Annotated in this window: 17 protein-coding genes; 5 read left to right on the top strand and 12 right to left on the bottom strand. The window is 63.1% G+C overall.

Features of this window, described 5'->3' with window-relative positions; all coding sequences use genetic code 11:
- Positions 1-42 precede the first annotated feature (42 nt).
- Both DFR24_RS20030 and DFR24_RS20025 read left to right on the top strand, forming a co-directional pair.
- Positions 43-1,023, top strand: coding sequence for a SphA family protein (locus DFR24_RS20030; protein WP_133883228.1), 981 nt, complete (start codon positions 43-45; stop codon positions 1,021-1,023).
- Positions 1,024-1,392: 369 nt separating this feature from the next.
- Positions 1,393-3,594: a TonB-dependent siderophore receptor gene (locus DFR24_RS20025; RefSeq protein WP_210772401.1), complete on the top strand. Its 2,202-nt coding sequence runs from the start codon at positions 1,393-1,395 to the stop codon at positions 3,592-3,594.
- A 424-nt stretch (positions 3,595-4,018) separates the two neighbouring features.
- Here the strand turns inward: DFR24_RS20025 and DFR24_RS20015 are convergent, their stop codons facing one another.
- The 3 genes from DFR24_RS20015 to DFR24_RS20005 all read right to left on the bottom strand — a co-directional run bounded on the left by DFR24_RS20015 (position 4,019) and on the right by DFR24_RS20005 (position 8,758).
- Positions 4,019-6,166 (bottom strand): PQQ-dependent dehydrogenase, methanol/ethanol family, encoded by a 2,148-nt coding sequence (locus DFR24_RS20015; RefSeq protein ID WP_133883226.1) that lies wholly within the window; start codon positions 6,164-6,166, stop codon positions 4,019-4,021.
- 95 nt (positions 6,167-6,261) lie between these two features.
- Positions 6,262-7,092 (bottom strand): glucose 1-dehydrogenase, encoded by an 831-nt coding sequence (locus tag DFR24_RS20010; RefSeq protein ID WP_133883225.1) that lies wholly within the window; start codon positions 7,090-7,092, stop codon positions 6,262-6,264.
- A 139-nt stretch (positions 7,093-7,231) separates the two neighbouring features.
- Positions 7,232-8,758, bottom strand: a complete 1,527-nt coding sequence (locus tag DFR24_RS20005) for a class I adenylate-forming enzyme family protein (RefSeq protein ID WP_133883224.1) — start codon at positions 8,756-8,758, stop codon at positions 7,232-7,234.
- 199 nt (positions 8,759-8,957) lie between these two features.
- On the opposite strand from DFR24_RS20005, the gene DFR24_RS20000 reads away from it, so the two are divergent.
- A complete protein-coding gene (locus tag DFR24_RS20000) occupies positions 8,958-9,632 on the top strand; it encodes a VOC family protein (protein ID WP_133883223.1) in 675 nt (224 codons plus the stop codon).
- 19 nt (positions 9,633-9,651) lie between these two features.
- Here the strand turns inward: DFR24_RS20000 and DFR24_RS19995 are convergent, their stop codons facing one another.
- From DFR24_RS19995 to DFR24_RS19960, 9 genes are all read right to left on the bottom strand, one after another.
- Entirely contained in the window at positions 9,652-10,767 is a 1,116-nt protein-coding gene (locus DFR24_RS19995) for a phosphotransferase family protein (protein WP_162851336.1), read from the bottom strand.
- Positions 10,764-11,759 (bottom strand): DUF7064 domain-containing protein, encoded by a 996-nt coding sequence (locus DFR24_RS24530; RefSeq protein WP_162851335.1) that lies wholly within the window; start codon positions 11,757-11,759, stop codon positions 10,764-10,766. Before DFR24_RS24530 ends, DFR24_RS19995 begins: the two co-directional genes overlap by 4 nt.
- Positions 11,760-11,844: 85 nt before the next feature.
- Complete coding sequence (locus DFR24_RS19990; RefSeq protein WP_133883221.1) at positions 11,845-12,948, bottom strand: NAD(P)-dependent alcohol dehydrogenase; 1,104 nt, start codon at positions 12,946-12,948, stop codon at positions 11,845-11,847.
- Positions 12,949-13,024: 76 nt separating this feature from the next.
- On the bottom strand, positions 13,025-14,446 hold the full coding sequence (locus DFR24_RS19985; protein ID WP_133883220.1) for an aldehyde dehydrogenase family protein: 1,422 nt from the start codon (positions 14,444-14,446) through the stop codon (positions 13,025-13,027).
- Positions 14,447-14,507: 61 nt separating this feature from the next.
- Complete coding sequence (locus tag DFR24_RS19980) at positions 14,508-15,017, bottom strand: SCO family protein (RefSeq protein WP_133883219.1); 510 nt, start codon at positions 15,015-15,017, stop codon at positions 14,508-14,510.
- A complete protein-coding gene (locus DFR24_RS19975) occupies positions 15,014-15,532 on the bottom strand; it encodes a hypothetical protein (protein ID WP_133883218.1) in 519 nt (172 codons plus the stop codon). Before DFR24_RS19975 ends, DFR24_RS19980 begins: the two co-directional genes overlap by 4 nt.
- Positions 15,533-15,554: 22 nt before the next feature.
- Positions 15,555-17,132: a linalool dehydratase/isomerase domain-containing protein gene (locus DFR24_RS19970; protein WP_133883217.1), complete on the bottom strand. Its 1,578-nt coding sequence runs from the start codon at positions 17,130-17,132 to the stop codon at positions 15,555-15,557.
- A gap of 353 nt (positions 17,133-17,485) precedes the next feature.
- Complete coding sequence (locus tag DFR24_RS19965) at positions 17,486-18,334, bottom strand: TetR/AcrR family transcriptional regulator (protein WP_133883216.1); 849 nt, start codon at positions 18,332-18,334, stop codon at positions 17,486-17,488.
- A 142-nt stretch (positions 18,335-18,476) separates the two neighbouring features.
- Positions 18,477-20,129 (bottom strand): flavin-containing monooxygenase, encoded by a 1,653-nt coding sequence (locus DFR24_RS19960; protein ID WP_133883215.1) that lies wholly within the window; start codon positions 20,127-20,129, stop codon positions 18,477-18,479.
- Positions 20,130-20,670: 541 nt separating this feature from the next.
- On the opposite strand from DFR24_RS19960, the gene DFR24_RS19955 reads away from it, so the two are divergent.
- Together DFR24_RS19955 and DFR24_RS19950 are read left to right on the top strand one after the other, a co-directional pair.
- A complete protein-coding gene (locus tag DFR24_RS19955; RefSeq protein WP_133883214.1) occupies positions 20,671-21,279 on the top strand; it encodes a hypothetical protein in 609 nt (202 codons plus the stop codon).
- A gap of 911 nt (positions 21,280-22,190) precedes the next feature.
- Positions 22,191-22,637 carry an Hsp20 family protein gene (locus DFR24_RS19950; RefSeq protein ID WP_133883213.1) on the top strand — a complete coding sequence of 149 codons (447 nt, stop codon included), beginning with the start codon at positions 22,191-22,193 and terminating at the stop codon, positions 22,635-22,637.
- Positions 22,638-23,111: the final 474 nt, after the last annotated feature.

The following is a 23,111-nucleotide window of genomic DNA, read 5'->3' as shown; positions in this document are numbered from 1 at the left end:
TATTGCTGAATTACCCGCATGGGTAGTAAGGAGGGGCGTTAGATGCCCTATATCGGGCGCTACCACGCATCACCCACTGATTCTGTCCGGGAGTTGATCCACGTGTTGATTTCGATCCCAGCTCCGCGTCATCGCGCCGCACTCGCGTTGTGGTTCCTGAGTCTTGTCGCCGTGCCGTCGATGGCTGCGGAGAACGGTCTTTCAAATTTTCCCTACGGTGCCCAGACCACCTACGCCGCCTACCTTCCGGCGCCCGGAAAGACGTCGTTCTACGGATACGCCCTGTACGTCGATGCAAACAGCGTGCGGGACGATGACGGAGATCGGATTCCCGGCTTGAGCGTGGAGGCCTTGGCGGTCGCTCCACGAGTCGTACATACCTGGTCGACCCAATGGGCAGGCTTCGACCTCAGCACTGGCGGCGTTGTCCAGGGGGTCGCCCTCAAGGTCGACGCAGGGGACGACAGCTTCAAGAATACCGGCGGCACCCTGCTGGCCATCGAACCGCTCCATCTCAGTCGCTCGTTCGGCAAGTGGCGCTTCCTAGCCGGCCCGCTGTTCTACTTTCCCCTCGGACCCTATGAAGCCGGAGCGCTCGACAACACCACTCAGAATCACCGGTCCATCGCCTACGAGCTCAACAGCACCTGGACTCCGACCCCCAACGTGGACTTTTCGCTGAACGGCACCGTCGAGTTCAAGGGCAAGAACAAGACGACCGACTATCAGTCCGGTGACCAAGCGAGCCTCACCTACGGATTGGGATACCGCCCATTCGCCGACAAGCGCTGGGACCTCGGGGTCAGCGGATATTTCACCGATGGGCTCCAAGACGACAAGATCGACGGTGAACGCGTTCCTGGCGGCGGACGCACCCGCAAGTTCGCGATCGGTCCGAAACTTGTTTTCTGGATGAGTCCGGCTGCCGCGATCGTCGTGCAATACCACCAGGAATCGAGCGTTCGCAACGGATCGGACAACAACCTGCTTTGGCTGGAGTGTGCGTTTCCAATCTTTGATTAGCTGCGATTCGTTCTCCTAGTAGCAGCAGATCTGCCGCCGCAGGCCACGAGCGACCGCTTTCGGGAAGGCCAGCAGTCCTAGCCTTGTGATCGCTTGGGGCTGGTCAGCGACCGTCGCATTGGTGCCAGAAGCGATCTGTAGCAAGTGTCTGCTCCCTGGGATGCTAGTTCCCCAACTGATGAGGGTCTTTCCGAACGAGATGGCTTGCCGAATGGCCCGTTCTTGGTGAGAATATTTCTCATCTGAGCTCAGGAGTCGCCGTTCTACACGGCACTCCGGCAGCCCGGCGCCACCAGCGCCCGCCACCCCAGCGTTCAGTGATCGATGCCTGCCTCTTGCGCGGGCCCGCACGACATTACCGGGGAAGACATGCGTTTGATCAGGATCGGGGCGGCGGCATGCGCAGTGATGGCCGCGTGCGCGATGGCGCAGGACCCTGAGGGACCAGAGATCTTGGCGCAGAACGACGGGTCCGACCCGGAGCCCGAGACCATCGTGGTCACGGGAGAGAAGAACGGCCCGTCGCCCACCGTCGTAGCCGGAGCCGCCAAGTCCGACATCCCGCTGATCGAAACACCGCAGGCGATTTCGGTGATCACTGCCGACACGATCGAAGCGCGCGGCATTACGCGGCTCGGCGACGCGCTGCGCTCGGTGGCGGGCGTCTCGCAGGGCAGTACCTACGGCTTTTTCGACTCGTATCAGATCCGTGGCTTCGACGCCGCCTATGGAAGCGTGTACCTCGATGGCTTGCTGACCAGCAACGTCGCCGGTACCAACAACGAACTCGCCGGACTCGAGCAAGTGGAAGTGGTCAAGGGACCCGCGTCGATGCTGTTCGGGGCAGCGCCTTTGGGCGGCATCGTCAACCTCGTCAGCAAGCGCCCGCGCAACGACCGGTTCGTCGACGTGGGCGTTGCGACCGGCTCCTACGGACGGTTCGAATCGACGCTCGATGCCAATGCGCCGCTCACCGCCTCCGGCAACCTGCTGGGTCGCGTCAACCTGCTCTACCGAGATACCGACGATTTCGTGGACTACTCCCGGGAGGAGCGCGTTTTCGTCGCACCTTCGCTGACCTGGGTGATTCAGCCCGGGACGCAGTTCACTTTCCTGGGACGCTACCAACGGGACCGCGACAATCCCTGGTCTCCCGTGTCGGCATGGGGCACGGTCCTGCCCCACGCCAACGGCAAGACCCCGAGAGACTTCTCCGTCAACGATGCGGACGACCAACGCGCCGTCATCAACCAGGATCGCAAGTACTTCGGATACGTGTTCGATCACGCGTTCAACGACGCGGTCTCCTTCCACCAAACGCTGCGCCGCGCGCAATCCAAGGTGTACTGGAACGACTGGGTGTTCGTCGGAGGATTCGTCGACAACCAAGTGGTCGATGGTGTGCAGCAGGGCACGACCTTGGGCCGCTACGTCTATGGACCTTTCCGCCAGAAGGACAACGACTTCGCATTCGACAACCGATTGGGCTTCAAATTCGCTACCGGTACCGTACGTCATAACGTGCTGGTCGGCGTCGACAGCCGCCGTAACAAGAACAGCTTCGCGGACGAAGGCGGCAACTTCGACTCGGCGGCCAATCCGTTGGACTTGTTTGATCCGGATTACTCCGCGCCACTGGTCCACGACCCGGCGTCCGCCTATTCCGGCTCGGGCGCGTCGCGCCAGGTCGGGTATTACCTGCAGGATCACATCGAGATCGGCGAGCGCATCACCTTCACCGCCGGACTTCGCCGCGACAAGGCGGTGTCCGATGATGTCACCGACTACAAGACCAGTCCTCGCCTCGGCGCAACGTTTACCGTGGTCCCGGGCGCGGCGCTCTACGCCACCTGGTCGAAGTCGTTCACGCCGCAGATTGGTCTGTTCTCAGCCGTACGCGATGAACAAGGCGAGGTCGTCGGCGAATCACCGTTGCCGCCGGAAACGGGCCGCAACATCGAGGGCGGGCTCAAGGTCACCCGCGCCGATGGAACGCTCAACGGGATGGTGTCGGTGTTCGAACTCACCCGTCAGAACGTAGCGACCGATGATCCCGACTTTCCCGGCGTTTTTTCCGTGGTCAGCGGCGAGCAACGCAGCCGCGGGTTCGAGATCGAAGGCACGTGGCGTCCTTACTCGTCCACGACGCTATCGGTCGCCTATGCCTATCTCGACGCCGAGATCACGAAGGACAACTTTTTCGAGGAAGGCACTTTGCTTCCCAACGTACCGCGCAACGGCGTAAACCTGTTCGGCGAGTACGTTGTGCCCTCCGGGCTGCTCGTCAATCTGGGCATCGACGCCGCCCTGCTCTACAACGACCGCAAGAGCGCCACACTGTTTCCAGAAGATCTGGACGGCGATGGCGAATCCGACGATCTCTCTTTGTTCAAGCTTCCCAGCTACACGATTGTGGATGCTGGACTTTCCTATCGCTGGCAAGCCTGGAAAGCGAGGCTCAACGTGGGCAATGTGTTCGACGAGCGCTACTTCCCGGACGCCTGCTGCGTCGATCGCGTGACACCCGGCGAGCCGCGAAACTGGCGCGTGTCGGTGTCCCGCACGTTCTGACCAATAGGGCCTAACGGTCGGCCGCTTTGTGTTGATCACCAACCGTCGCTTCTGTGCCATCTGCAGACTGTGGCGAACGTCCGCTTCGAGCTACCCAAAAGCGCGGCCTCTCAAATCGACCCATACCTCCGCGGGCGCAGTACAAACGTTTCCCCGATGTTGTGCCGGTAGAACGCCCAGCTGATGTCGAACGTGGCCCTATGATCTACCGGCTCTGGCTGCATCGCCTTGGTGATGCCGCGATCGCCGGACACCAGGGACTGGAGTGCATCTGAAAAGAGAATCCATCCGATGTCGCCTTCTCGAAGATCGAGGTCGGAAAGTTTTGCAGGGTCTCGGACGCGGTCGGCGAGCCCATCACCGGCCTCTGCCCCGACCTCAGGGCGCGTCGACGAGAAACCGCATTCCTGGCGAAGCTGCCGCCTCATCCCTCGGCCCCCTTCGCTGGCGACGCCGTCGGCGCGACGCCGCTTTTCGGCTCCTCACCATCCTTTAGCCCGTTCGCTGTCGCGATGGCCTGACTGCGGATGAAATGCTGCAACGAGTCCAGTTCGTCGTCCGTGATCTCGGCGAACTGCGGCATGCCTCTCGACCGCAACGCTCCCTTCACGACAACGGCCTTCAACGAGTCGTGCGCTAATGGGATGGGAGAGGCGCGCAGATCCGGCGCGCCGCCGCCCGAGACCACGCCCGCGCCGTGGCACATCAGGCAATGCGACACATACACCGCTTTGCCTTTCGCAACCCGCTCGGGCTCCAAGGTGAAGTCGGTCGGAATGATGGGCTTGGGAAAGACCTGGGGCTCGAACACCGGCATTGCATCCTTGCCATCGAGCGAGAACGTGTACAGCCGGCGCGTCTGGGCCCGATAGGCCCACCCATACTGCGCATTCGCCGAGCCACCAGCGATACTGATGGCGGCTCCGCCCCAGCCGACGAGGATCGATACGTACTGCTTGCCATCCACCGAGTAAGTGATCGGCGGTGCCGAGATGCCCAGCCCCAGGAATCGGCTCCAAAGCTCCTTCCCCGTCTTGGCGTCGTACGCGGCGAAGGTGCCATTCGCGCGGCCCTGGAAGACGAGATCGCCAGCAGTGGCCATCGTGCCCGGGTTCCAGAATCCGTCGAGCGGAACTTCCCATACCTTTTTGCCCTTGAGCGGGTCGAACGCGATCAGCGCGCTGATGCCCGAGCCCTTGGGAATGTCGCTACCGAAACCCGCGTCGACGGCGGGGTCGAAGCTCGTCTTCGGCGATTGCCAGTCGATCAACTGGTTCTTCGAGTCGTCGTACTTGCCCGGCATCTCGACCTTGGGCACGAACATCAGGCCCAGTTTCGGGTTGAACGACATGGCGTGCCAGTTGTGCGCGCCAAAAGCGCTCGGCCATACCACGGCGGAACCCTTCTCGTAGCGCTGCCCTTCCATTTCGACCGGCCGTCCGGTCTTCAGATCGATGTGGCTGGCCCACGTGACCTTCGCGATCTTGTCTGCAGAGATCAGCTTCCCGTTGTTGCGATCGATCACGTAGAAGAAGCCGTTCTTCGGCGCGTGCATCAGCGCCTTGACCGTCTTGCCCTTGACCTTCAGGTCCGCGAGCACGATGTCCATGCTCGAGTTGTAGTCCCAGGTCTCGCCGGGCGTGGTCTGGTAGTGCCACTTGTACTTTCCGGTGTCGGCGTCGAGCGCGACGATCGAGCAGAGAAACAGGTTGTCGCCACCGCCTGGGCTGCGCACCTTGCGGTTCCACGGCGAGCCGTTGCCGGTGCCGATCAGGATCTGGTTGAACTCGGCGTCGTACGTAAAACCATTCCAAGTGTTGCCGCCGCCGCCGTGCTTCCACCACTCGCCGGTCCAGGTCTTGGCCGCCATCTCCTGAGCCGCGTCCTCGAAGCCGTCCGCCGGATTGCCGGGCACGATGTAGAAGCGCCACGCCTGCTTGCCGGTCTCGATGTCGTAGGCCGTGACGTAGCCGCGTGCGGCGCCGTGCTCGGTTCCCCCGTTTCCGACCAGCACCTTGCCGTGGAATATCTTCGGATAGCCGGAGATGTAGAAGTGCGAATTCACATCGGTGCTCTGCGCCGACCACTTCGCCTTGCCGTCCTTCGCATCGAGTGCGATCACGCGCCCATCGGTGGTGGCAATGACGACACTGCCCTTCCAGTAACCGAGCCCGCGGCTCGTGCCCCAGTAGATGCGCAGCCGGTCGCCGGAGTGTTCGATGACCTTCGGGTCGTATTCCCACAGCAGCTTGCCGCTACGCGCGTCCACTGCACGGGTGACGTTCCAGGTGCCAGTGAAGTACATCACGCCGTCGACGACGAGCGGTGTGGCCAGCAGCGACGTGTCATTGGGCAGCGGCAGTTGCCACTCGAGTGCGAGCTTGCCCACATTCTTCGTGTCGATCTGCGTCAGCGGGCTGAAGCGCTGCTCGCTGTAGGTACGGCCGTAGCTCAACCAGTTGGCGCCCTGCGATTCGTCGGCGAGCGCCTTGTCGTCGACCACGGTCTGCGCCGACACCAGCGGCGCTGCGACGGCCAAAGCGACTGCCGCCAGCTGCTTGGATAGATTCATCGAGATCTCAGGTCTCTAACTGAAATGAACGCCCGCATCGCGATTCGAGACCGCCGTGAAGCTCTCAGATCGACGGGCAGCACCGGCGCTGCGACTCAGGTCGCGGTGTACCCGCCGTCGATGATCAGCTCGGTGCCAGTCACGTAACGCGCAGCATCGCTGGCGAGGTAGAGCACGCCGGCTGCGATGTCCGACGTGACGCCGCCATGGCCCATGGGAATGCCCGCAACGAACGCTGCGCGCGAAGCTTCCGCGGACTCCACCAGACCCAGATCGACGAACTTGGCGAGCCAGACATCGGTCAACTCGGTCTTGATCAGGCCCGGGTGGAGAGAATTGCAGCGCACCCCTTGTTTTAGTCTTCCGCATTCCACGGCAACCGACTTCGACATCAGCCGCACTGCGCCCTTGGACGCCGTATAGCCGTGGAGCGCCGGGAAGCCGACCAGCCCGGCCGCGGAGGACACATTGATGATCGATCCGCCCCGACCGGCTTCACCACCCGGCCGCATGACCCGCACCGCGTGCTTGCAACCCAGGAATACACCGGTGACGTTGACGGCGATGACATTCTGAAAGTCAGCGACTTTCGTGTCGGTGAGGAATGTCAGGTCTTCGACGCCGGCGTTGTTGACCAGGATATCCAGCCCGCCGAAGAGTTCCAGCGTCGCGGCCACCGTGGCCTCCCACTGCGCCTCGTCGCGAACATCCTGTTTGCGGAATGCAGCATGCGCGCCTGTCTGCTTGAGAGCCTCGACCATCGCCCGGCCTCGCTCTTCGAGCAGATCCGTCGCCATAACCTTCGCGCCAGCGGCGACCAGAGCCCGGCACACTTCGGCACCGATGCCTCGTGCACCGCCAGTGACCAGGGCAACCTTGCCGTCCAGGCGGAAAATCTTGTCGTAGTCGACCTGATCGTTCGTCATCACGCTCTCTCCTCTTGATCCCGATGCGAAGTCCACAGTGCGAGGTCCGGGATAATCACTCGCCTTGGGGTGGACGGTCGCCGCTCGTGCCCCTGCGCTTCGCTGCAGTGGGACGGCGGGACACTCCCGTTGAAAGTCATCAGACCTGTGCGGGGATCGTGTGCAGCATCCGCCGCATGATTTTTCCGCTGCTGGTCTTGGGCACGTCGCTGACGAACTGCCAGGCCCGAGGGACCTTGTAGGACGCCAGTCGCTCGCGGCAATGCTTCTCGAGCGTATCTGCGTCGACGGTGGAGCCCTGACGGCGGACCACGTACGCCTTCGCTAGTTCGCCCTTGTGGTCGTCCGCGATGCTCCCCACCGCGACCAGCGCAACATCGGGATGGGCTGCGATGACGCGTTCGAGTTCCGCCGGGTAGATATTGAAGCCGGCGGTGATGATCATGTCCTTTAGGCGGTCGACGACGTAGAGATAGCCATCGCGCTCCATGCGCGCCAGGTCACCGGTACGCAGCCAGCCATCGGGCGTTAGCGTTTGCGCCGTGGCGTCCGGTCGATTGAGGTACTCGCGCATGACCATTGGGCCGCGGATCTGCAGCTCGCCGACCTCGCCGAGCGCGACCACTTGGTCCGGCGCCTCCGGGTCGCTGACCCGCGCTTCGAGGTGCGGCAGCGCCACGCCGATGCTGCCCAGGACCTGTGGACCGTACGCCGAATGCGTCGTACCCAGTCCACCCAGTTCGGTCATTCCCCACAGTTCGATGAGGGGGCACCGGAACCGCTCGATCACCTGCCGCATCTTGGCTTCCGGCATCGTCTGGCCGCCCACCGTGCAGCAGCGCAAGGAAGATAGGTCCGCGGTCTGAAGCTTCGGGGCCTCGAGCAGGTACATGTACATCGTGGGGACGCCTTCGAAGATCGTGGCCCGATGGGTTTGGATACTCTCGAGGATCCGGCCGGCATCGAAGCTGGCGTGCAGGACCAAGGTCATGCCGTACGCAATCGCAGCGTTCATCACGATGTTGCCGTACACGTGTGAGCACGGCAGAGCGCTGACCACCACATCCGACGACGTGCGCAGGTGAAGGGTCGCCGTCATCGCGGTGTTCAACATGATGCCGCGGTGCGTCAGTACGGCGCCCTTGGGATGCCCCGTCGTTCCCGATGTGTAGGCGATGGTCGAGGCACTGTCCGCCTGGATCAGTGCATGGGCCGCCTGCACCGTGTCGCCCTGGAGAAGCTCGTCGAAATCGAGCGTCCCGTTCAGGGCCTTGCCGCGGTAGGAAATGCGGTGACGCAGCTTCGTTTTTGCCAGCACAGGAAGCAGCGCGTCGAGCTTATCGGCTGACCCAATCACCGCCACCGCACTGCAGTCGCTCATCGCGAAGGCGGCTTCGTCGGGCGTCAGCATGAGGTTCAGCGGGTTCACCACCGCCCCGAGTTTCATCACCGCGTAGTAGCCGATGATCCATTCCGGACAGTTGGGAGAGTAGAGCGATACCACCTCGCCCTGGACCACGCCCAAATGAGCAAGCCGACCCGCCAGCTGGGACGATGCCCGGTCCAGCTCGGCGAACGTCCAACGCTCGTCCTCGAATACCAGCGCGACCTTGTTTCGATAAGCGGATGCGGCGGAGCGGATCAGTTCGCCGACAGAGCTGTTCATCCGACGTTTCTCCTCGTTCGTGAATGCGCGTCTCTCATCGGTTCGAGCGCGTAATCCGAGTGCTCCCGAGTATTCGGGGCACTCATCCCGTCATATGCGTCACGGTATGCAGTTGTACGTTTCGTGTCAACTTGGATTGATGATGTATTTCTGAGATCGTGACGGTCCCGCCCTGTTGGAGGGCGCAGCGGCAGCTGACATGAGACTGGCGAAACCGCATCTAGACCTCGGCCTGTTCACCAATGGCATTCAGGAGCAGCGCGCTTTCTGGACCGACACGGTCGGTCTGCGACTCGACCACGAGTTGGAGATGGGCCCCGGGTGGGTCCAGCATCGCTTCGATGCTTGGGGCTCGGTGATCAAGGTCAATCACCGCAGCGAGCGACTGCCTGTGCTTCCACCGTCGGGATACGTGGGATTGAGCATCGTCACTGACGGCCCACCGCTGAGTGCGCGAGACGCCGACGGCAATGCCGTAAGGACGGTCGCGCGGGGAACCCATGGGCTGGTGCGGATCGGCATCACGGTACGCTCGCCCGACCCCGACCGACTGACGGCCTTCTATTGCGACGTGTTGGAATTCGATCGCGTCGACGAGCGAACCGTGCGCGCTGGCGACACCCTCATTTTCGTCGAGCGGGGTCCGGGTGGCAGCGACACGGAGGATTTCATCGGACCGGGGTATCGATACCTCACCGTGCAGATCTTCGATGCGGACCAGGCCCTGCGCGAGATCGCAGCGCGAGGCGGCCGCGTCGCCCGCCAGGCCGTGAGTTTCAGGGACGTTGCCCGCTATGGGCTCGTGAAAGACCCCGACGGCAATTGGATCGAGATTTCCGCGCGCGCATCGCTGACGGGGATAAAACCGGTTTGATCGGCGCCAGCGGGGCCGATCAACCCATCAGCGAAAGGGTATCCAGGTCGATCATGTGCTGGGCATGGCGCTCGATCATCGTTGTGAAGAGACGATCTCCTCGTTCGGTGGGCGTGACCATCGACGCGCCCAACAAGGCGGTGATCAAGCCTTCGGCCGCGAAGCGCCTGTATTGCTGCCACACCTCGGCCGAGGGAAGGCTGTCGACACCCAGGGCCCGAAGACTCTCCCGATAGCGCTCGAGCAGATCGCGCTCGTGGGTCCGACGTGTTTCCAGCGGAAGTCCTGCGCCGATGAAATAAGCCACATCGCTCACGCCGGGGCCGATGCGCACGGTCTGCCAATCGAGCACGGCGACGGGCATTGCACCGTTCTTGGCATCGAACAGCAGGTTGTCGAGGCGGAAGTCCTGATGGGTGACGGTCCACGGACGCGGTTGTGCGGCGTAATACCGGTCAAGGCCCTCGCCAAGCCGGCAGATCACATTCGGAACCTCGGGACGTAGTGAATGTTCAAAGCGCTGCAGCACCGGGTCGATGGCGGCGCGGTAGCCCTGCACGTAGAGGGCGACGTCGCGCGCACGATCGATCCACGGCAACTCGTCGATCTGTGTTCGGCCCCAGAAAGGGGCGTGGATGGCGGCGGCGGCATCCAGCACAGCCGCTGCATCCTCCAGGTTACAGCCGGCGATTTGCTCGCCCGATCGGGCCGGGAACAGGTCGTCCATCAGTAGCAGGAAGCGCTCGCCCAAGTGATCCACGTCGGCGAACAGCGCCGGAGCTACGGCTGCGCCGATGCGTGGTGCGATGTCCTGGTAGAAGCGGACCTCTTTTTCGTATACGCCCAGGGCCGCCCCGGCCTTGCGGCTGGCCTCGTCGACCGACGTCATCTTTGCCACGAGCGTCGACGGGGCCAGAGTTTGCGTGTCATAGGACAGGTGCAGCCGTCGCGTGGTGGCTACCAGCCCATGGCCGACCGGCTCGCTGCGTACCGCGGTCACTTCGCCTTTGGGCAAGGCGCCGATCCCCCGCAGCACTGCTGTCAGCCATGTCGGCGTCAAGTCAGCTTCCCGATCGACCAGCGGGTGCCCGCCCGCGGGGTCACTGCGCAGCGTCACACGGCTTGCGCTGCTCACGCCGGCGTGCCGAGCATCGCTGCGAGGTTTCGCGCCGCGATCTTGTCCATCGGCCAGTTCTCCTGCACCACGCCGTAGCCAAGCTGGCCGGAGTCGGTCGTCCACTGGTGCAGGGTGTTGTGGGTGTGCAGCGTCAGGTAGGCCGGCCAGGCGCCGCCAGCGATTGCGCCTCCCCGCATCGAGACCGAACGCCCGGTGCAGTCGGTGACGTCCACCGACATGGCGATGCCCTGCAAATTCACCCGGTCGGCCACGACAGTCGCCCGCGTGACGGCATGCACGGCTCCGTCGCGCAGCACGTATCCGTGTGCAAGTTCGTACTGCTGCTCGCGCGCGGCCCAGGGCTTGAACGAAAGAATCAGGTGCACCACCAGGTCAGGGCCGAAGTGTCCGTGCAACCAGCATTGGGATTTCATCCCGTATTCGGGACGCGGGCCCCAGCTGTGGTCCATCGTGTCGATGCAGTCGATCGCGAACGTACGGCCGCCGAGCTTCAGCGATCCGGTCGCGTGCGAGGTCTGGTCAAAGTGACCCTTGTAGGCTTCGCCGAAGCTCGAGCCGGCAGCGCGCGCGGAATCGGTCTTGGCGGCGCGCGCGTTCTGGCTTGCATCGTGGATGTCAAAGGGTTCCATTAAGCCGGTGTAGTCGAGCTTGAGTTCCGTCCCCTCGCGGCCCGTGTACTCAATGCGATAGTCCCGCGGCGCGTTCACCGCGCGCACCTGCATCCCGTTTGGCAGCCGGTAGTCCGCCAGACTCTTCGGCAGCGGCAGGTGCTCTTGAACGTCGTAGTGCACGACGTTCATTCGATCTTGCGATAGCCCGCGATAGACGATGAACTCGGAGGCGCAAGCACCGGTGCCCGCGCGCGCCACCGTGTAGATGCTGCCGAGCAGGCGTTCCTCCGGGATGTAGAACCCGAAGAAGTTCGTCTCGGCCCACTCGTGATCGACCTCGTTACAGTGGTGATAGTCGATGTCTCTCGCAGTGATCATGCTGCAGGCTCCTCGAAGTCAAGTGACGCCATCTGGCACAGCGTCGGCGAGAGCCGATCGCAGCGAAGGATTAGCGCCAGGGCGGTCAGGGTCGCAGGATGGCTTTGAGCACTTGGCCGCTCTCCGAGGCGTGCACGGCCTCGTTGATCTGCGCCAGCGGGAAGAAACGCACCAGCTTGTCGAACGGAAATCGCCCCTGCTGCCAGAGATCGACCAGCTGCGGAATGAACACGTCGGGAATGCTGTCGCCCTCGATGATTCCGCGGACCGAGCGTCCGAACAGGATCGCGTTCATGTCCAGTGTGATCTCGGTGCCCAGCGGCGCCACCCCGATGACGCCGCATACGCCGGTCAGGCGAAGCACGTCGACCGCCTGGCGCACGACCTTGGGCACGCCGGTGCATTCGAGCGAGAACTGCACGCCCTCGCCGCCAGTGAGTGCGGTGATCCGCTCGTGCACATTCTCGGACGCCGCGTTGACGACGTGAGTAGCACCGAGCTCACTGGCCAGCGCGAGTCGCTCCGCGTTGAGGTCGACAGCGATGATGGTGGTGCAGCCCACCACTCGCGCCGCCATGACGGCCGACAATCCAACCGAGCCCGCGCCGAATACGGCGATGCTGCTCCCCGCCGATGGTTTCAGCGCATTCATCACGGCGCCCGCGCCGGTCTGAATTCCACAACCCAGCGGACCCATCAATTCCAGCGGCACGTCCTTGCGGATCTTGACCGTGTTGCGCTCGGACGCGATGGCGTGGTCGGCAAAAGAGGACTGCGCGAAGAAATACGCGCTGACGCGATTACCATGCGCATCGCAACAGGGCGACGAACCATCGGGCCGTGAACCGGAGAAGTTGCGCCCGTAGAGGTCCGGGCAGTAGCCGTTCAGCCCTTTCAGGCAGTTGGCACAGGTGCCGCAGCTGGCATAGCTGAGAACCACGTGGTCGCCCGGCGCAACCTTCTTCACCTTGTCGCCGACCGCCACCACCACCCCCGATCCTTCGTGGCCGAGCACCGCCGGCAGGGGCGTGGGCAGGTGCTGATCGCGTACCACCAGGTCGGTATGGCACACCCCAACGCCGTGGATCTTGACCAGCACCTCGTCTCCACGGGCCGACTCGAGCCGCAGGTTCTCGATCTGGAAGGCCGCCGACTTATCACGGACGACTGCCGCCTTGATGTTCAGCACCAGTTTTCTCCGAAAGCGCGCAAAAGGGTTCCCACCAGGCGCGCCATCGGCCGCCCGGAAGCAATGCAGCGGAAGATCAGGCCGCCAGCGGCTTTCGCATCAAGGTCTGCGTGTTGCAGTACTCGGCGAGCCCGTGGAGTGAGTTCTCGATGCCGACGCCGGACTGCTTATGCCCGCCGAATGCGATGTCAGGCGAGAAGACGTGCACTTGGTTGATCCAGACGGTGCCCGTTTCCAGTCGCGACGCGATGGCCTCGGCCTTCTGAACGTCCTTGCTCCAGACCGATGCCGCCAGGCCATAGGGCGTGTTGTTGGCGCGCTTCACGACGTCGTCGATGTCCTTGAATTTCAGCAGCGGCAGAACGGGTCCAAACGCCTCTTCGACCACCACCCGCGAGTCCTCCGGCGGGTTGTCCACCAGCGATACCGGGATGAAGTAACCCGGCGCATCCGCGATATCCCCACCGAGCAGGAACCGCTGCCCGCGATCCTTGCAGTCCTTCAGCAGGTTGCTGACCTTTTCGAACTGCATGCGGTTCTGGATCGGGCCGAGCTCGACGCCCTCGGTGAGGCCGTTGCCGACCTTCACGGTTTTGGCGTACTCGACCAGTTCCTTGGCTACCGCGTCGTAGATGTCCTCATGGATGTACAGGCGCTTGCACGCGACGCAGAACTGCGCGCTGTTCGAGAACGACGCCCAGAACAGATCCTTTGCGATTTTCTTGGGATCGACATCGGGCAGCACGATGGCCGGATCGTTTCCACCGAGCTCCAAGGTCAGACGCTTGAGGTTTGCCGCGGCGCTGGCCATCACCTTGCGCCCGGTGGCCGTGGAGCCGGTGAACGCGACCTTGCCGATGTGAGGATGCTCGGTCATCCACTGTCCCAGCTCGTTTCCGCCCGAGAGGATGTTGAGAACGCCCGGCGGCAGCACGCTCTGCGCCAGCTCGCCGAACCACAGCGTGCACAGCGGCGTGAACGGCGACGGCTTCAATACCATCGTGTTGCCCGCGACCAGCGCCGGGGCAATCTTCCACACCGCCAGCAGCAAGGGGAAGTTCCAGGGCGTGATCCCCGCCACGACGCCGATCGGCGTGTGCCGCGTCACGATCTGCTCGTCGCCCTTGTCCACGACGACTTCCGCCGGCAGCGACTGCTTGGCGACTTCGCGCAGCCAATAGATCGAGCCGCCGATCTCCCATTCAGCGCCCGCCCGGCCCTTGCCCTGCTCGGTGATGAGGAGCCGGATGAAGGCTTCCTTGTTCTCTTCGACCAAGTCCCCGAGACGGGTCACGAGCGCCTGGCGCTCGGCGAGCGGACGGTCCCGCCACTGCGGAAACGCGACACGCGCCGCTTCGACGGCCTCGTCGAGATGTGCTCTTGTCGCCAACGGGAAATTGCAGATCGGTTTCTCCGTGGCCGGGTTGATCGCCGCGTCGGAAGCGTCGGTGAAGACCCGCTTTCCGCCGATGGTCATTGCGTAGGGCATTTCTTTCATCGTTCTTTCCTCATCTGGATGTGGACGCGCGGGAACGGGCGCGCACTTCATAGCGGGTGATTCAGGACTGCGAGGCCGTGATCATGAGTCGAGCCTGCAGATCCGAGACGACGTCGCCTGCGCTGCTGGTCTCGGGCCAATGCGTCGCGTAAGCCCCTGCCGGATCGATCAAGTACGTGATGGCGGTGTGGGGCACATCGTAGTTGGCTGGATTTTCGGGATCCGGCTTGGGTCGCGAGAACACCTTGAACGCGTCCTTCGCCGCAGCCACCTGATCCTCGGTGCCCGTCAGGCCAACGAAAAGCGGATATCGCGCCGTCAGGTAGTCGCGCATCACCTCGGGCGTGTCGCGCTTGGGGTCGACGGTGACGTAGAGCGGCTGGATGACGTGCGCGAGGTCGGGCGCGAGTGCGCCGAGAACGTTCGATAGCCGGGTCAGCGACCGCGGGCAGACCACGCGACAGTGCGTGAATCCGAAATACACCAGCAACCACCGCCCCCGATAAGACGCCTCGGTCACTGGTCGGCCGTCGTGGTCGACCAGGTCGAACTTCGCGGTGACGAAGGTCATCGCGCGAGCGCTCCGAAGGCGGATCGCGCGAACCTCTGCCGAGCCCTTGCCGCCGTCCGCTGCGATCCCTGTTCGCAGAGGCGCTCGGCCAGGGCGCCGATACCGATGCCTGCGAGCATGGCCAGCGAAACCTGTGGGATCCCCGGCGCGTCAAATACTGCGATTCCCGACCCGCCCATCAACATCGAGCCGGCCACCATGCCGACCGCCATGAGCGCGAAGCATCTCGCGCCGCGCCAAGTCTCATATCGCCAGCCTTGCTCCCCGCGATGGACGCGCGACGCCACAGCGATGCTCACCAAGTTTGCGATGGCCATCCCGACGAACATTGCCAGGTGCTCGCGCAGGTGAATGTAGGCCAGCGAAAGGAGGCTGCCAGGTGTCGGACGCGTTGCACACAAGGCGAGCAGCGCAGGCTGCGCAGTGGCCATCAACCCTACCAGCATCCCGTAGACGCCCATCACTTGATGATTGGCGAGTACAGCCTCTAACTCGCGGGGTCGCCGCGCGTTCATCGCCCCTTCTTCTCGCACTGAATCAGGCCCAGACTAGGCTGTAGGCGGACGCTGCTTCGCGCGCAGCCACGAGTTCCATCACATCCGCGTGTCGCTCGATCTTCAAGTCCGCGGCGCGGCTGACCCGCTCATCGTCGCCGCTCGCAGTCTCGACGCCGTCCCGGTACAGCTTCCAGGATCCGCGCCCCTTCTCGAACACGTTCGAGATCGAGATGGCGGCGTCACCCGACCGGTCCTGCCGTGCGTTCAGCGTGAAGCGCAGTTCCGATGCGGACGGATCGAACCGCGCCTCGACGACGTCGACGTTGTTCGAGATCTCGGTGAGCAGCGGCTCGGCGTAGTGGGCCCGCGTCCACGGCTGGTTGTAGAAGGTGTTCAGGCCGTTGGGCACGTTGAGTCTTGCGAACGGCAGCAACGTGTTCGACGTGATCGGCTCCACCAGCCGGACGATGCCATTCTCGTCGTAGCGCACGTCGTTGCGCGGATAATGCAGACCGCCGTCGCGCCACGTTGGATTCATGAAGCGATCGGCATGAGCGAGCAGGCCGCGCAGTGTCTTGTCGTCGCCCAATTCCGCCGCCGCCACCGCGGCCCAACCGAAGTCGGCAGTATCGGCGCCGGTCGTGACCCCGCGGATCTCGAACGGTTCCCACAGCCGCACCGCGCAGGTGTCGTCCGGACCCGGGATCAGGAACTTCTGCAGCATCGCCGGGTAATGCTCGTGCACGAACTCGGGATTCCAGGAGTGCATCAATGCCGCCAGCCACGCGTCCGACCACAACCACGGCAACGCGTTGGGGATGGGCATCTTGATGTCGGTGACCACGTGGACCATGAAGTGGCCACCCGCGTCGACCGACCCAAATTCCTTCCAAGCCTTGACGTATCCCTCGGTGACTTCCTGCGCGCGAGAAGTGCCCTTGATGAAGTCCTCGATCCGGAACGACAGGATGCTGGGCTGGTTGCAGATCTGGAACACGCAGCTTGGCTCGCAGGCCACGCCCAGGTACCCGTTCTGCACCATCTGCCAGTAAATGATGTCGCTCAGCTTGTGCTGGTCATACTCGAACACCATCCGGTCACCGAAGGTGAGCGGGTTGATCGACATCTTCAGCGCACCCGGCTGAGCGTAGCGATCATCATCGAATAGGTAGTTGTAGAGCATGGGCAGCAGCGTCAGGTACGCGCTGAACATGATGTTGTCTTCCTTGACCGGGTCCCACTTGCCCTTCAACTTCCCCCAGAGATGTCCGTTGGTCAGCGCGCCGCCCTGGCTGACGAAGTGCCAGTACATCCAGACGCCCGGATGCATCATCTTCCGGATCAGGTTCTCGAAGATCGGCTTGAACACGCCCGGCGCATTGGGCAGCCGGTGGAAATGGGTCAGCGCCAGCGCCAAGCCGGCATACGCCATCTGGTAGCGGAACGCACCGAAATCCTCCTGCAGTCCGCAGCGCCCTCCCATCATCGTCCACTCGCCGTCGAGCTGGCCGGCGATGTTCTCGATCTGGCGGATGCTGCCGACCTGCTTGGCGTCGAGCTTCGAAGCCGGAGTGCGATGGCGTGCACTGCCGGAAGGGGGGGTCAGGGGAAGATTCATGGCTTCTCTCTCGCTCGCATGGAAGATCAGCCGAGGGCTGTCCCACTCCTCTGGTGCGCAGGTATCGCAACGACACGATCAGTCGCGTCGTTCTCGTCCACCAGCGTTCGGACCACGGTCCGCCGGGAGTGACGTGACCCTATCGGAATTGAGCGAAAACTGTCAATTCGGAACCACCCGCACGTTCCTCGTCATTGGTGCGTTGCTACGGTCTGAACCGACACGGTCCGCGAGGTCGAGCGGAATTACGGCCGTGCGGGCGCGGTGGGCAACGTGCGCGTTGAGAGAGTTCACTCGAGCAGTCCTGACGGAGATTCGCGCGAACGCTGGAGTTCGCCGCGAATGCCTGCGCTCTACGCAGGACTCAGGTTGCCGAGCCGCGCGCCGTTCGCGGCAGGCGAAAGGTGCGAGCGCATTGTGGGCAGCGGCCGCTTCACCAAGGACTGTGCTTCGGTTGCAGACACCCCGAGGGAACGCAGCATCAGGGCAGCAATTGCCGGCGGATATCCTTCAGAACGCTCCTCGATCAGCAAGGCGTGGAGCGCTGTTCTGCATGCGCCCACCACCAGGTCCTTTGCGGCATGGATCTCGTCGAACTTGAAACGACCTTTCCGCAGGCCTTCCTCGAGGTCCGGTCGCGGGAACGCCAGAAGATCCGCATTGACCGTCGTGATGTCCAGCGACAGCGCGAAAACCACCCAGCCCCAGGTGGTGTTGTCTTGGGCCGTTTTCAGGATCAATCGGGTCTTGGTGACCAGTCGTTCGGCGGGATCCTTGATCGAGGCACAGGCCTTCTGGATGCCGACGAACGGATCGCGGCCGATCTCGGCCCAGAGGTCATCGAGGATCTGTCCGCGCGTCTGGTAGTAGTTGTAGAACGTACCCCGCGCGACACCGGCGGCCTGGATGAAGTCATCGATCGTCGCCTTCTGCTCGCCGTATTCGGCCAGCACCTGGGCCGCTGCTGCTAACAGCTTGGCCCGCGTACGCTCGCGGCGCTCCTGGCCGATCTCTTTGCGGCGCAGCAGATTGGCACTGACCTTGGTCACGATGGGTGCATGCTTCACGACAGGAGTCGCAGGGACGCTCGAGCGCGATTGATCTGGAGCGGAAACCCCGGCCTCCCCGACAGGCATCAGCAGGATCTCGCTGTGGTCGCGCTCGCTTCCCTGCGCGAGCGTGCCGCGATTATGGCGACGCATTGTCGATGCGACAACGGATCACTCCGCGCACCGGATGGTGAGCCTCATTGCCGGACCACTCATGAACTCGTACCCCCTTCGTGCACAGCGCCTCGTCTCACGGGTAGCGCGCCGCACCAGGCACGCTACTTACTACTTCCCGCTACGCGGCGGCCGCGTCGATCGTGGGGCGCCGGAACTGCATTCCCTTGAAGCCTCCACCGGACTCCTTTTCGAGCTCGATGAAGTAGTTGTTCGCACCGCCGAAGAAGAACAGTGGTGCTTGCAGCTTTCCAGGAATGTTCTTGCCCAGGAACCAGGAGTTCACGCCTGCGCCATCGGCCAGCACGGTCATGTCCATCGTGGTCTGCACGAATTTCGTCCAGTTCTCGCAAGCTTCCGCGCGCGCCTCCACCACTGTGTCGCCCGAGGCCTGGACATGACGGATGCAATCGCCGATCCAGGTCACCGCCCGGTCCACGATCATCGGCGTGTTGGCGAATGGTGCCTGCGGGCCAGAAATCATGAAGAAGTTGGGGAACCCGTTCATGCAGATGCCGAACTGGGTCTGCAGGGACTTGCGCCACGTCTCCGCGATCGACTGGTTGTTGGTGCCGCGAACGTCGATTTTCACCAGGGCTCCCGTCCCGCCGTCGAACCCGGTTGCGTACACCACGGCGTCGAAGTCTCCGAACTCACGAGTGCGAGTCTTCAGGCCCGTAGCCGTCATGGCTTCGATCGGGTCGTCACTCACATCCACCAGATTCACGTTCGGCCGATTGAAGGTCTCGAAGTAGAAGTGACCGAGAGGCGGACGCTTGGCGAACAGCGCGTAGTCTGGGCAGAGCATTTCCGCCGTCTTTGGATCCTTGACGATCGCCCGGATCTTCTTACGCACAAATTCCGCCACGACGGCGTTCGACTCGCGATCGGTCAGGATGTCGTTGAACGTCTCGAAAGCAAACTGGAACCCGCCGATCTCCCAGCCCCGCTCGAGCACGCGCTGCTGCTCCTCGGGCGAGACGCTCTTCAGAGCGACTTTCGAATCGGTCATCGGGAACGCGAAGACCTGCTTGCGGCACTGCGCGACCATCTGGTGGAAATCGCGGCGAATCGCGCGCTGCTGCGCGTCCGTCACCGGCGCATTGCGTGCCGGCAGCACGTAGTTCGGCGTGCGCTGGAAAACCGTTACGTGGGCCGCTTCGTGCGCAATGATCGGAATCACCTGCACGCCGCTCGCGCCGGTGCCGATGACCGCCACGCGCTTGCCCGCGAAATCGACATGCTCCTTGGGCCAGTTCGCCGTCAGGTAGACCTTGCCGTTGAAAGCCTCGGAGTTCTTGAAGGGCGGCTTGTACGCGACCGACAGCACGCCACTGGCACTGACCAGGTAACGGCACCGATACGTCTCACCCGTGTCCGTCTGCACTTCCCAAACGTTCTCCGAGTTGATGTATCGGGCCGTGGTCACGCGGCGCTCGAAGCGCATGTGGCGGCGCATGTCCAACGCGTCGGCGGCGTAGTTGAGGTAGTCGAGCGAGCTGTCCCAGGTCGCATAGCGTTCCTTGAAGCTGTACTGCTCGTTGAGCTTCTCGGAAAAGTAGAAGCAGTACGCCCAGCTCTCGGTGTCGGTGCGAGCGCCTGGATAACGATTCCAGTACCAGGTGCCGCCGAGATCGGTTGCAGCGTCGAGGATGATGGCCTCCAGTCCGAGTTCCCTGCACTCCTGCAGCATCCGAAGGCCGCCGAAACCGGCCCCGATGATCAGGACATCGATCCACTCGGCTTGGCCAGCTGATTGATTCTTGGGTTTCATGATGGGGTCCTCGCGGTTGCCCATCTCGCGCGCCAGGGCGGTGCGGACGGGTCTGAGATCGTTTTACAGCGGACACGGTGCGTCTTCATTGCACTGTGGCGCGGTCCAATCCGCCTTGCATCAGCGGTACTAGAGCGTATCCAAAGTGTTCGTTTTTTGTCAACTTGGATTGCGCGTGCCACATCGCAGCGTCGCTTGAGGCGCTCCAATCCCAGACCGCAGAAAAGTCTTCGTGGAGCTCACGCTGCACAACGTCTGCTTCGGACTGAACAGCGACAGACGCGCTACTGGCAGAGTCGGTAGCCCACGGCTGTCCGCTTTCGGTCGATCAAGTGAGCGGCTCGACAGTCGGCTTCGGGCTGAACTGCGACAGTCGCATTGGCGCAAGAAGATAGCGCGCCAGCGAGCGCTACCTGCGGGAGGTGTAAGCGAAGTGTGAATCTTGTTTATCCGTCGGAAGGATGTTCGGAGCGGCGGCGATCAAAGTAGCGTCCATCGAAGGGACGATCTCTTCGGCCAAACACCTCACCGGAGATTTCCCATGAACCTCATCAACACGCTCAAGTTCGCTGCCGCCGTTTCCGCCATCGCGCTGTCCTTCGTATCTGCCCCGTCGTTTGCTGCGACCGCGGATGCGCCCTCGATCAAGACCTGCCCCAGCAAGGGCAACTGCGACCTTCCGGACCAGAATGGTCCGAGCCTCGACGGCTTCGTGGTCCCGGCCCCGGCTGGCGTCAAGCAGCACGGCAAGAACGACATGAACGGCCCGAGCTTGGATGGTTTCGCCACCCCCAAGCAACTGAAGACCTGCCCCAGCAAGGGCAACTGCGAGATTCCTGATCAGAACGGCCCCAGCCTAGATGGCTTCGTGGTCCCGGCCCCGGCTGGCGCCAAGCCGGGCGTCTGCTACAACGACAGGAACGGCCTGGGCCTCGACGGCTTCGCGGTCCCGGCTGGCGTCATCCAGAACGGCTGCCACGACTTGAACGGCCCCAGCCTCGACGGTTTCGCCGATGCCGTCTCTCAGGCGCCGTCTATCCGGACCTGCACGAAGACCACAGCGGAGTGCGCGGACCCGAACGGCCCGAGCCTGGATGGTCTCGCAAACCCGAAGCTCGGCACTGTCGTGATCGCGATCGACAAGCCGTAACCGGCACACCGGTAATGCCGGCCAAGACCTGGATCTGAGGCGCCTGGGCTGATGCTCAGGCGCTTTCTCCGTTTGGGAGTCGCACGCGTCCGTACAGACACCGCACTTGCCGCAGCGACCTACAGCATTCGCCTTGTCGTTACGGTTCAAAATCGCTCGGACGTATTCCCAGAATCTCAAAGATCCGTCCGGCGTTCAGACTGACCAGATGTCGTGTCCCGCATGAGTCGCAACCGACGAAGCGCGTTGCTGCGAACGTCCGCTCCTGGATCGGCTAATGAGCCACCTCGACCGGCGGCCATGGACTGATCAGCGACCGTCGATGGCGCCAACGGCGGTGCCGACCAAGGTCCGTCGCTGGCTAAGTGGGTGGAACTGCATTTCCGATGGGTCCGCCGGACATTATGTGAGGTGATTCGCGCATCCGACTCTTGCGCCACTCGGCGCGATCACGCTCTGCCACACGATCTTCTACATCGACTCGCGAGCGATTGGCTGAGCCCTGGCTTCTCGGAGCGTCGGCAGCGGAGGCGCTGCGGAAGCGACATCCGGCTTCCCGCCACAACGAATCGGTCGAGTCGCCTTCACGCGCTTGCCTTGAAGCTTGGGGCTAAGAACAAGGGCGCACCGGGCACCCGCGGCCCCGCGTTCCACATCGGCTACTTCCGCGATCTCGACAGCAACAAGCTCAACTTCTTCTGCGGCGACGGCTGACAACATGCGGCCCTCTGTCGGGCCGACGCCTGACAGAGGGGCTGGCCGGTGCAAATACCCGTCACCGCGAAGAATTTTGTTCACGCCCCCCGTCTTGAAACTTTGTGACCCTGCTCATACTTCCCGAAGTGTCGGGGCGCCGAAGTCCGGGCTCCGACTCTCAAATCCACTTCGCTGAACACCAGGAGGTTGTCACCATGACCACGTTCTCACCGCTGTATCGCTCCACCATCGGCTTCGATCGCTTCAACGACCTGTTCGAATCCCTCACGCGCGCCGAGCCGGCGTCCTATCCGCCCTACAACGTCGAGAAGAAGGGCGAGGACGAGTACCGCATCGTCGTGGCCGCCGCCGGCATGGCCGAGGAGGATCTCGAGCTGCAAGTCGAGAAGGACGTCCTCACCATCGGCTCCGCCAAGCGCGAGACCACTGACGAAACGTACTACCTCCACCGCGGCATCGCGCAGCGTGCGTTCAAGCTCAGCTTCCGCCTCGCCGACTACATCGAGGTGCACGGCGCGAGCTTGAAGAATGGCCTGCTCAGCGTGGACTTGGTCCGCCGCATTCCTGAGTCCGCCAAGCCGCGCCGCATCGCGGTCAACGGGACCGCGCCGACGCTCTCGGTCGTCGAGAAGGCCGCGTAAGTCGTCTCGGAACGGCCCGGCACCACTCGGGGTGCCGGGCTTTATTGCGGATTGCGGCAATTGCACTCCCCGATGGCGACGGGTCGAGTTTTCTGATGCGTTTTCGCCGCTCAAGATCCTCGGCACTCGGCGGCTCCGAACCATTCCCACGTCGCGATAGATATTCGAACGTCCGCTTTGCGGTCAGTCAAATGGCGGAGCAACCGTCAGTAAAGGGCTGATCAGCGGCCGTCGCAGAGGTGCCAGGAGCAGACCGTCGACACTGACCGCTATCGAGTGGCCCGCCGCCACGCTTGATGAAGCGTTGGCGCCGAGAAGCGGCAGCAATGATGTCGCATGCAACCGGACGCAGGCCAAAGTACGACTGAACCCACTTTCACACGCCAGGATCAGCGATTCACCCCACCTGCGGGCTTGCGAGACGAGTCCAAGAACTTCGCTCGCCATTCCGGAAATTCCGAGCAGCACGTCGGT

It is taken from the genome of Panacagrimonas perspica (assembly GCF_004364935.1).
Taxonomy (GTDB): Bacteria; Pseudomonadota; Gammaproteobacteria; order Nevskiales; family Nevskiaceae; genus Panacagrimonas; species Panacagrimonas perspica.
This window is presented reverse-complemented; position numbering and strand designations above follow the sequence as displayed.

Bases quoted from the DNA above. Each gene is read 5' to 3' on its own strand.
- DFR24_RS20030 (WP_133883228.1), top strand. From the start codon at position 43: ATGCCCTATATCGGGCGCTACCACGCATCACCCACTGATTCTGTCCGG.
- DFR24_RS20025 (WP_210772401.1), top strand. From the start codon at position 1,393: ATGCGTTTGATCAGGATCGGGGCGGCGGCATGCGCAGTGATGGCCGCG.
- DFR24_RS20015 (WP_133883226.1), bottom strand. From the start codon at position 6,166: ATGAATCTATCCAAGCAGCTGGCGGCAGTCGCTTTGGCCGTCGCAGCG.
- DFR24_RS20010 (WP_133883225.1), bottom strand. From the start codon at position 7,092: ATGACGAACGATCAGGTCGACTACGACAAGATTTTCCGCCTGGACGGC.
- DFR24_RS20005 (WP_133883224.1), bottom strand. From the start codon at position 8,758: ATGAACAGCTCTGTCGGCGAACTGATCCGCTCCGCCGCATCCGCTTAT.
- DFR24_RS20000 (WP_133883223.1), top strand. From the start codon at position 8,958: ATGAGACTGGCGAAACCGCATCTAGACCTCGGCCTGTTCACCAATGGC.
- DFR24_RS24530 (WP_162851335.1), bottom strand. From the start codon at position 11,759: ATGATCACTGCGAGAGACATCGACTATCACCACTGTAACGAGGTCGAT.
- DFR24_RS19985 (WP_133883220.1), bottom strand. From the start codon at position 14,446: ATGAAAGAAATGCCCTACGCAATGACCATCGGCGGAAAGCGGGTCTTC.
- DFR24_RS19980 (WP_133883219.1), bottom strand. From the start codon at position 15,017: ATGACCTTCGTCACCGCGAAGTTCGACCTGGTCGACCACGACGGCCGA.
- DFR24_RS19975 (WP_133883218.1), bottom strand. From the start codon at position 15,532: ATGAACGCGCGGCGACCCCGCGAGTTAGAGGCTGTACTCGCCAATCAT.
- DFR24_RS19970 (WP_133883217.1), bottom strand. From the start codon at position 17,132: ATGAATCTTCCCCTGACCCCCCCTTCCGGCAGTGCACGCCATCGCACT.
- DFR24_RS19965 (WP_133883216.1), bottom strand. From the start codon at position 18,334: ATGCGTCGCCATAATCGCGGCACGCTCGCGCAGGGAAGCGAGCGCGAC.
- DFR24_RS19960 (WP_133883215.1), bottom strand. From the start codon at position 20,129: ATGAAACCCAAGAATCAATCAGCTGGCCAAGCCGAGTGGATCGATGTC.
- DFR24_RS19955 (WP_133883214.1), top strand. From the start codon at position 20,671: ATGAACCTCATCAACACGCTCAAGTTCGCTGCCGCCGTTTCCGCCATC.
- DFR24_RS19950 (WP_133883213.1), top strand. From the start codon at position 22,191: ATGACCACGTTCTCACCGCTGTATCGCTCCACCATCGGCTTCGATCGC.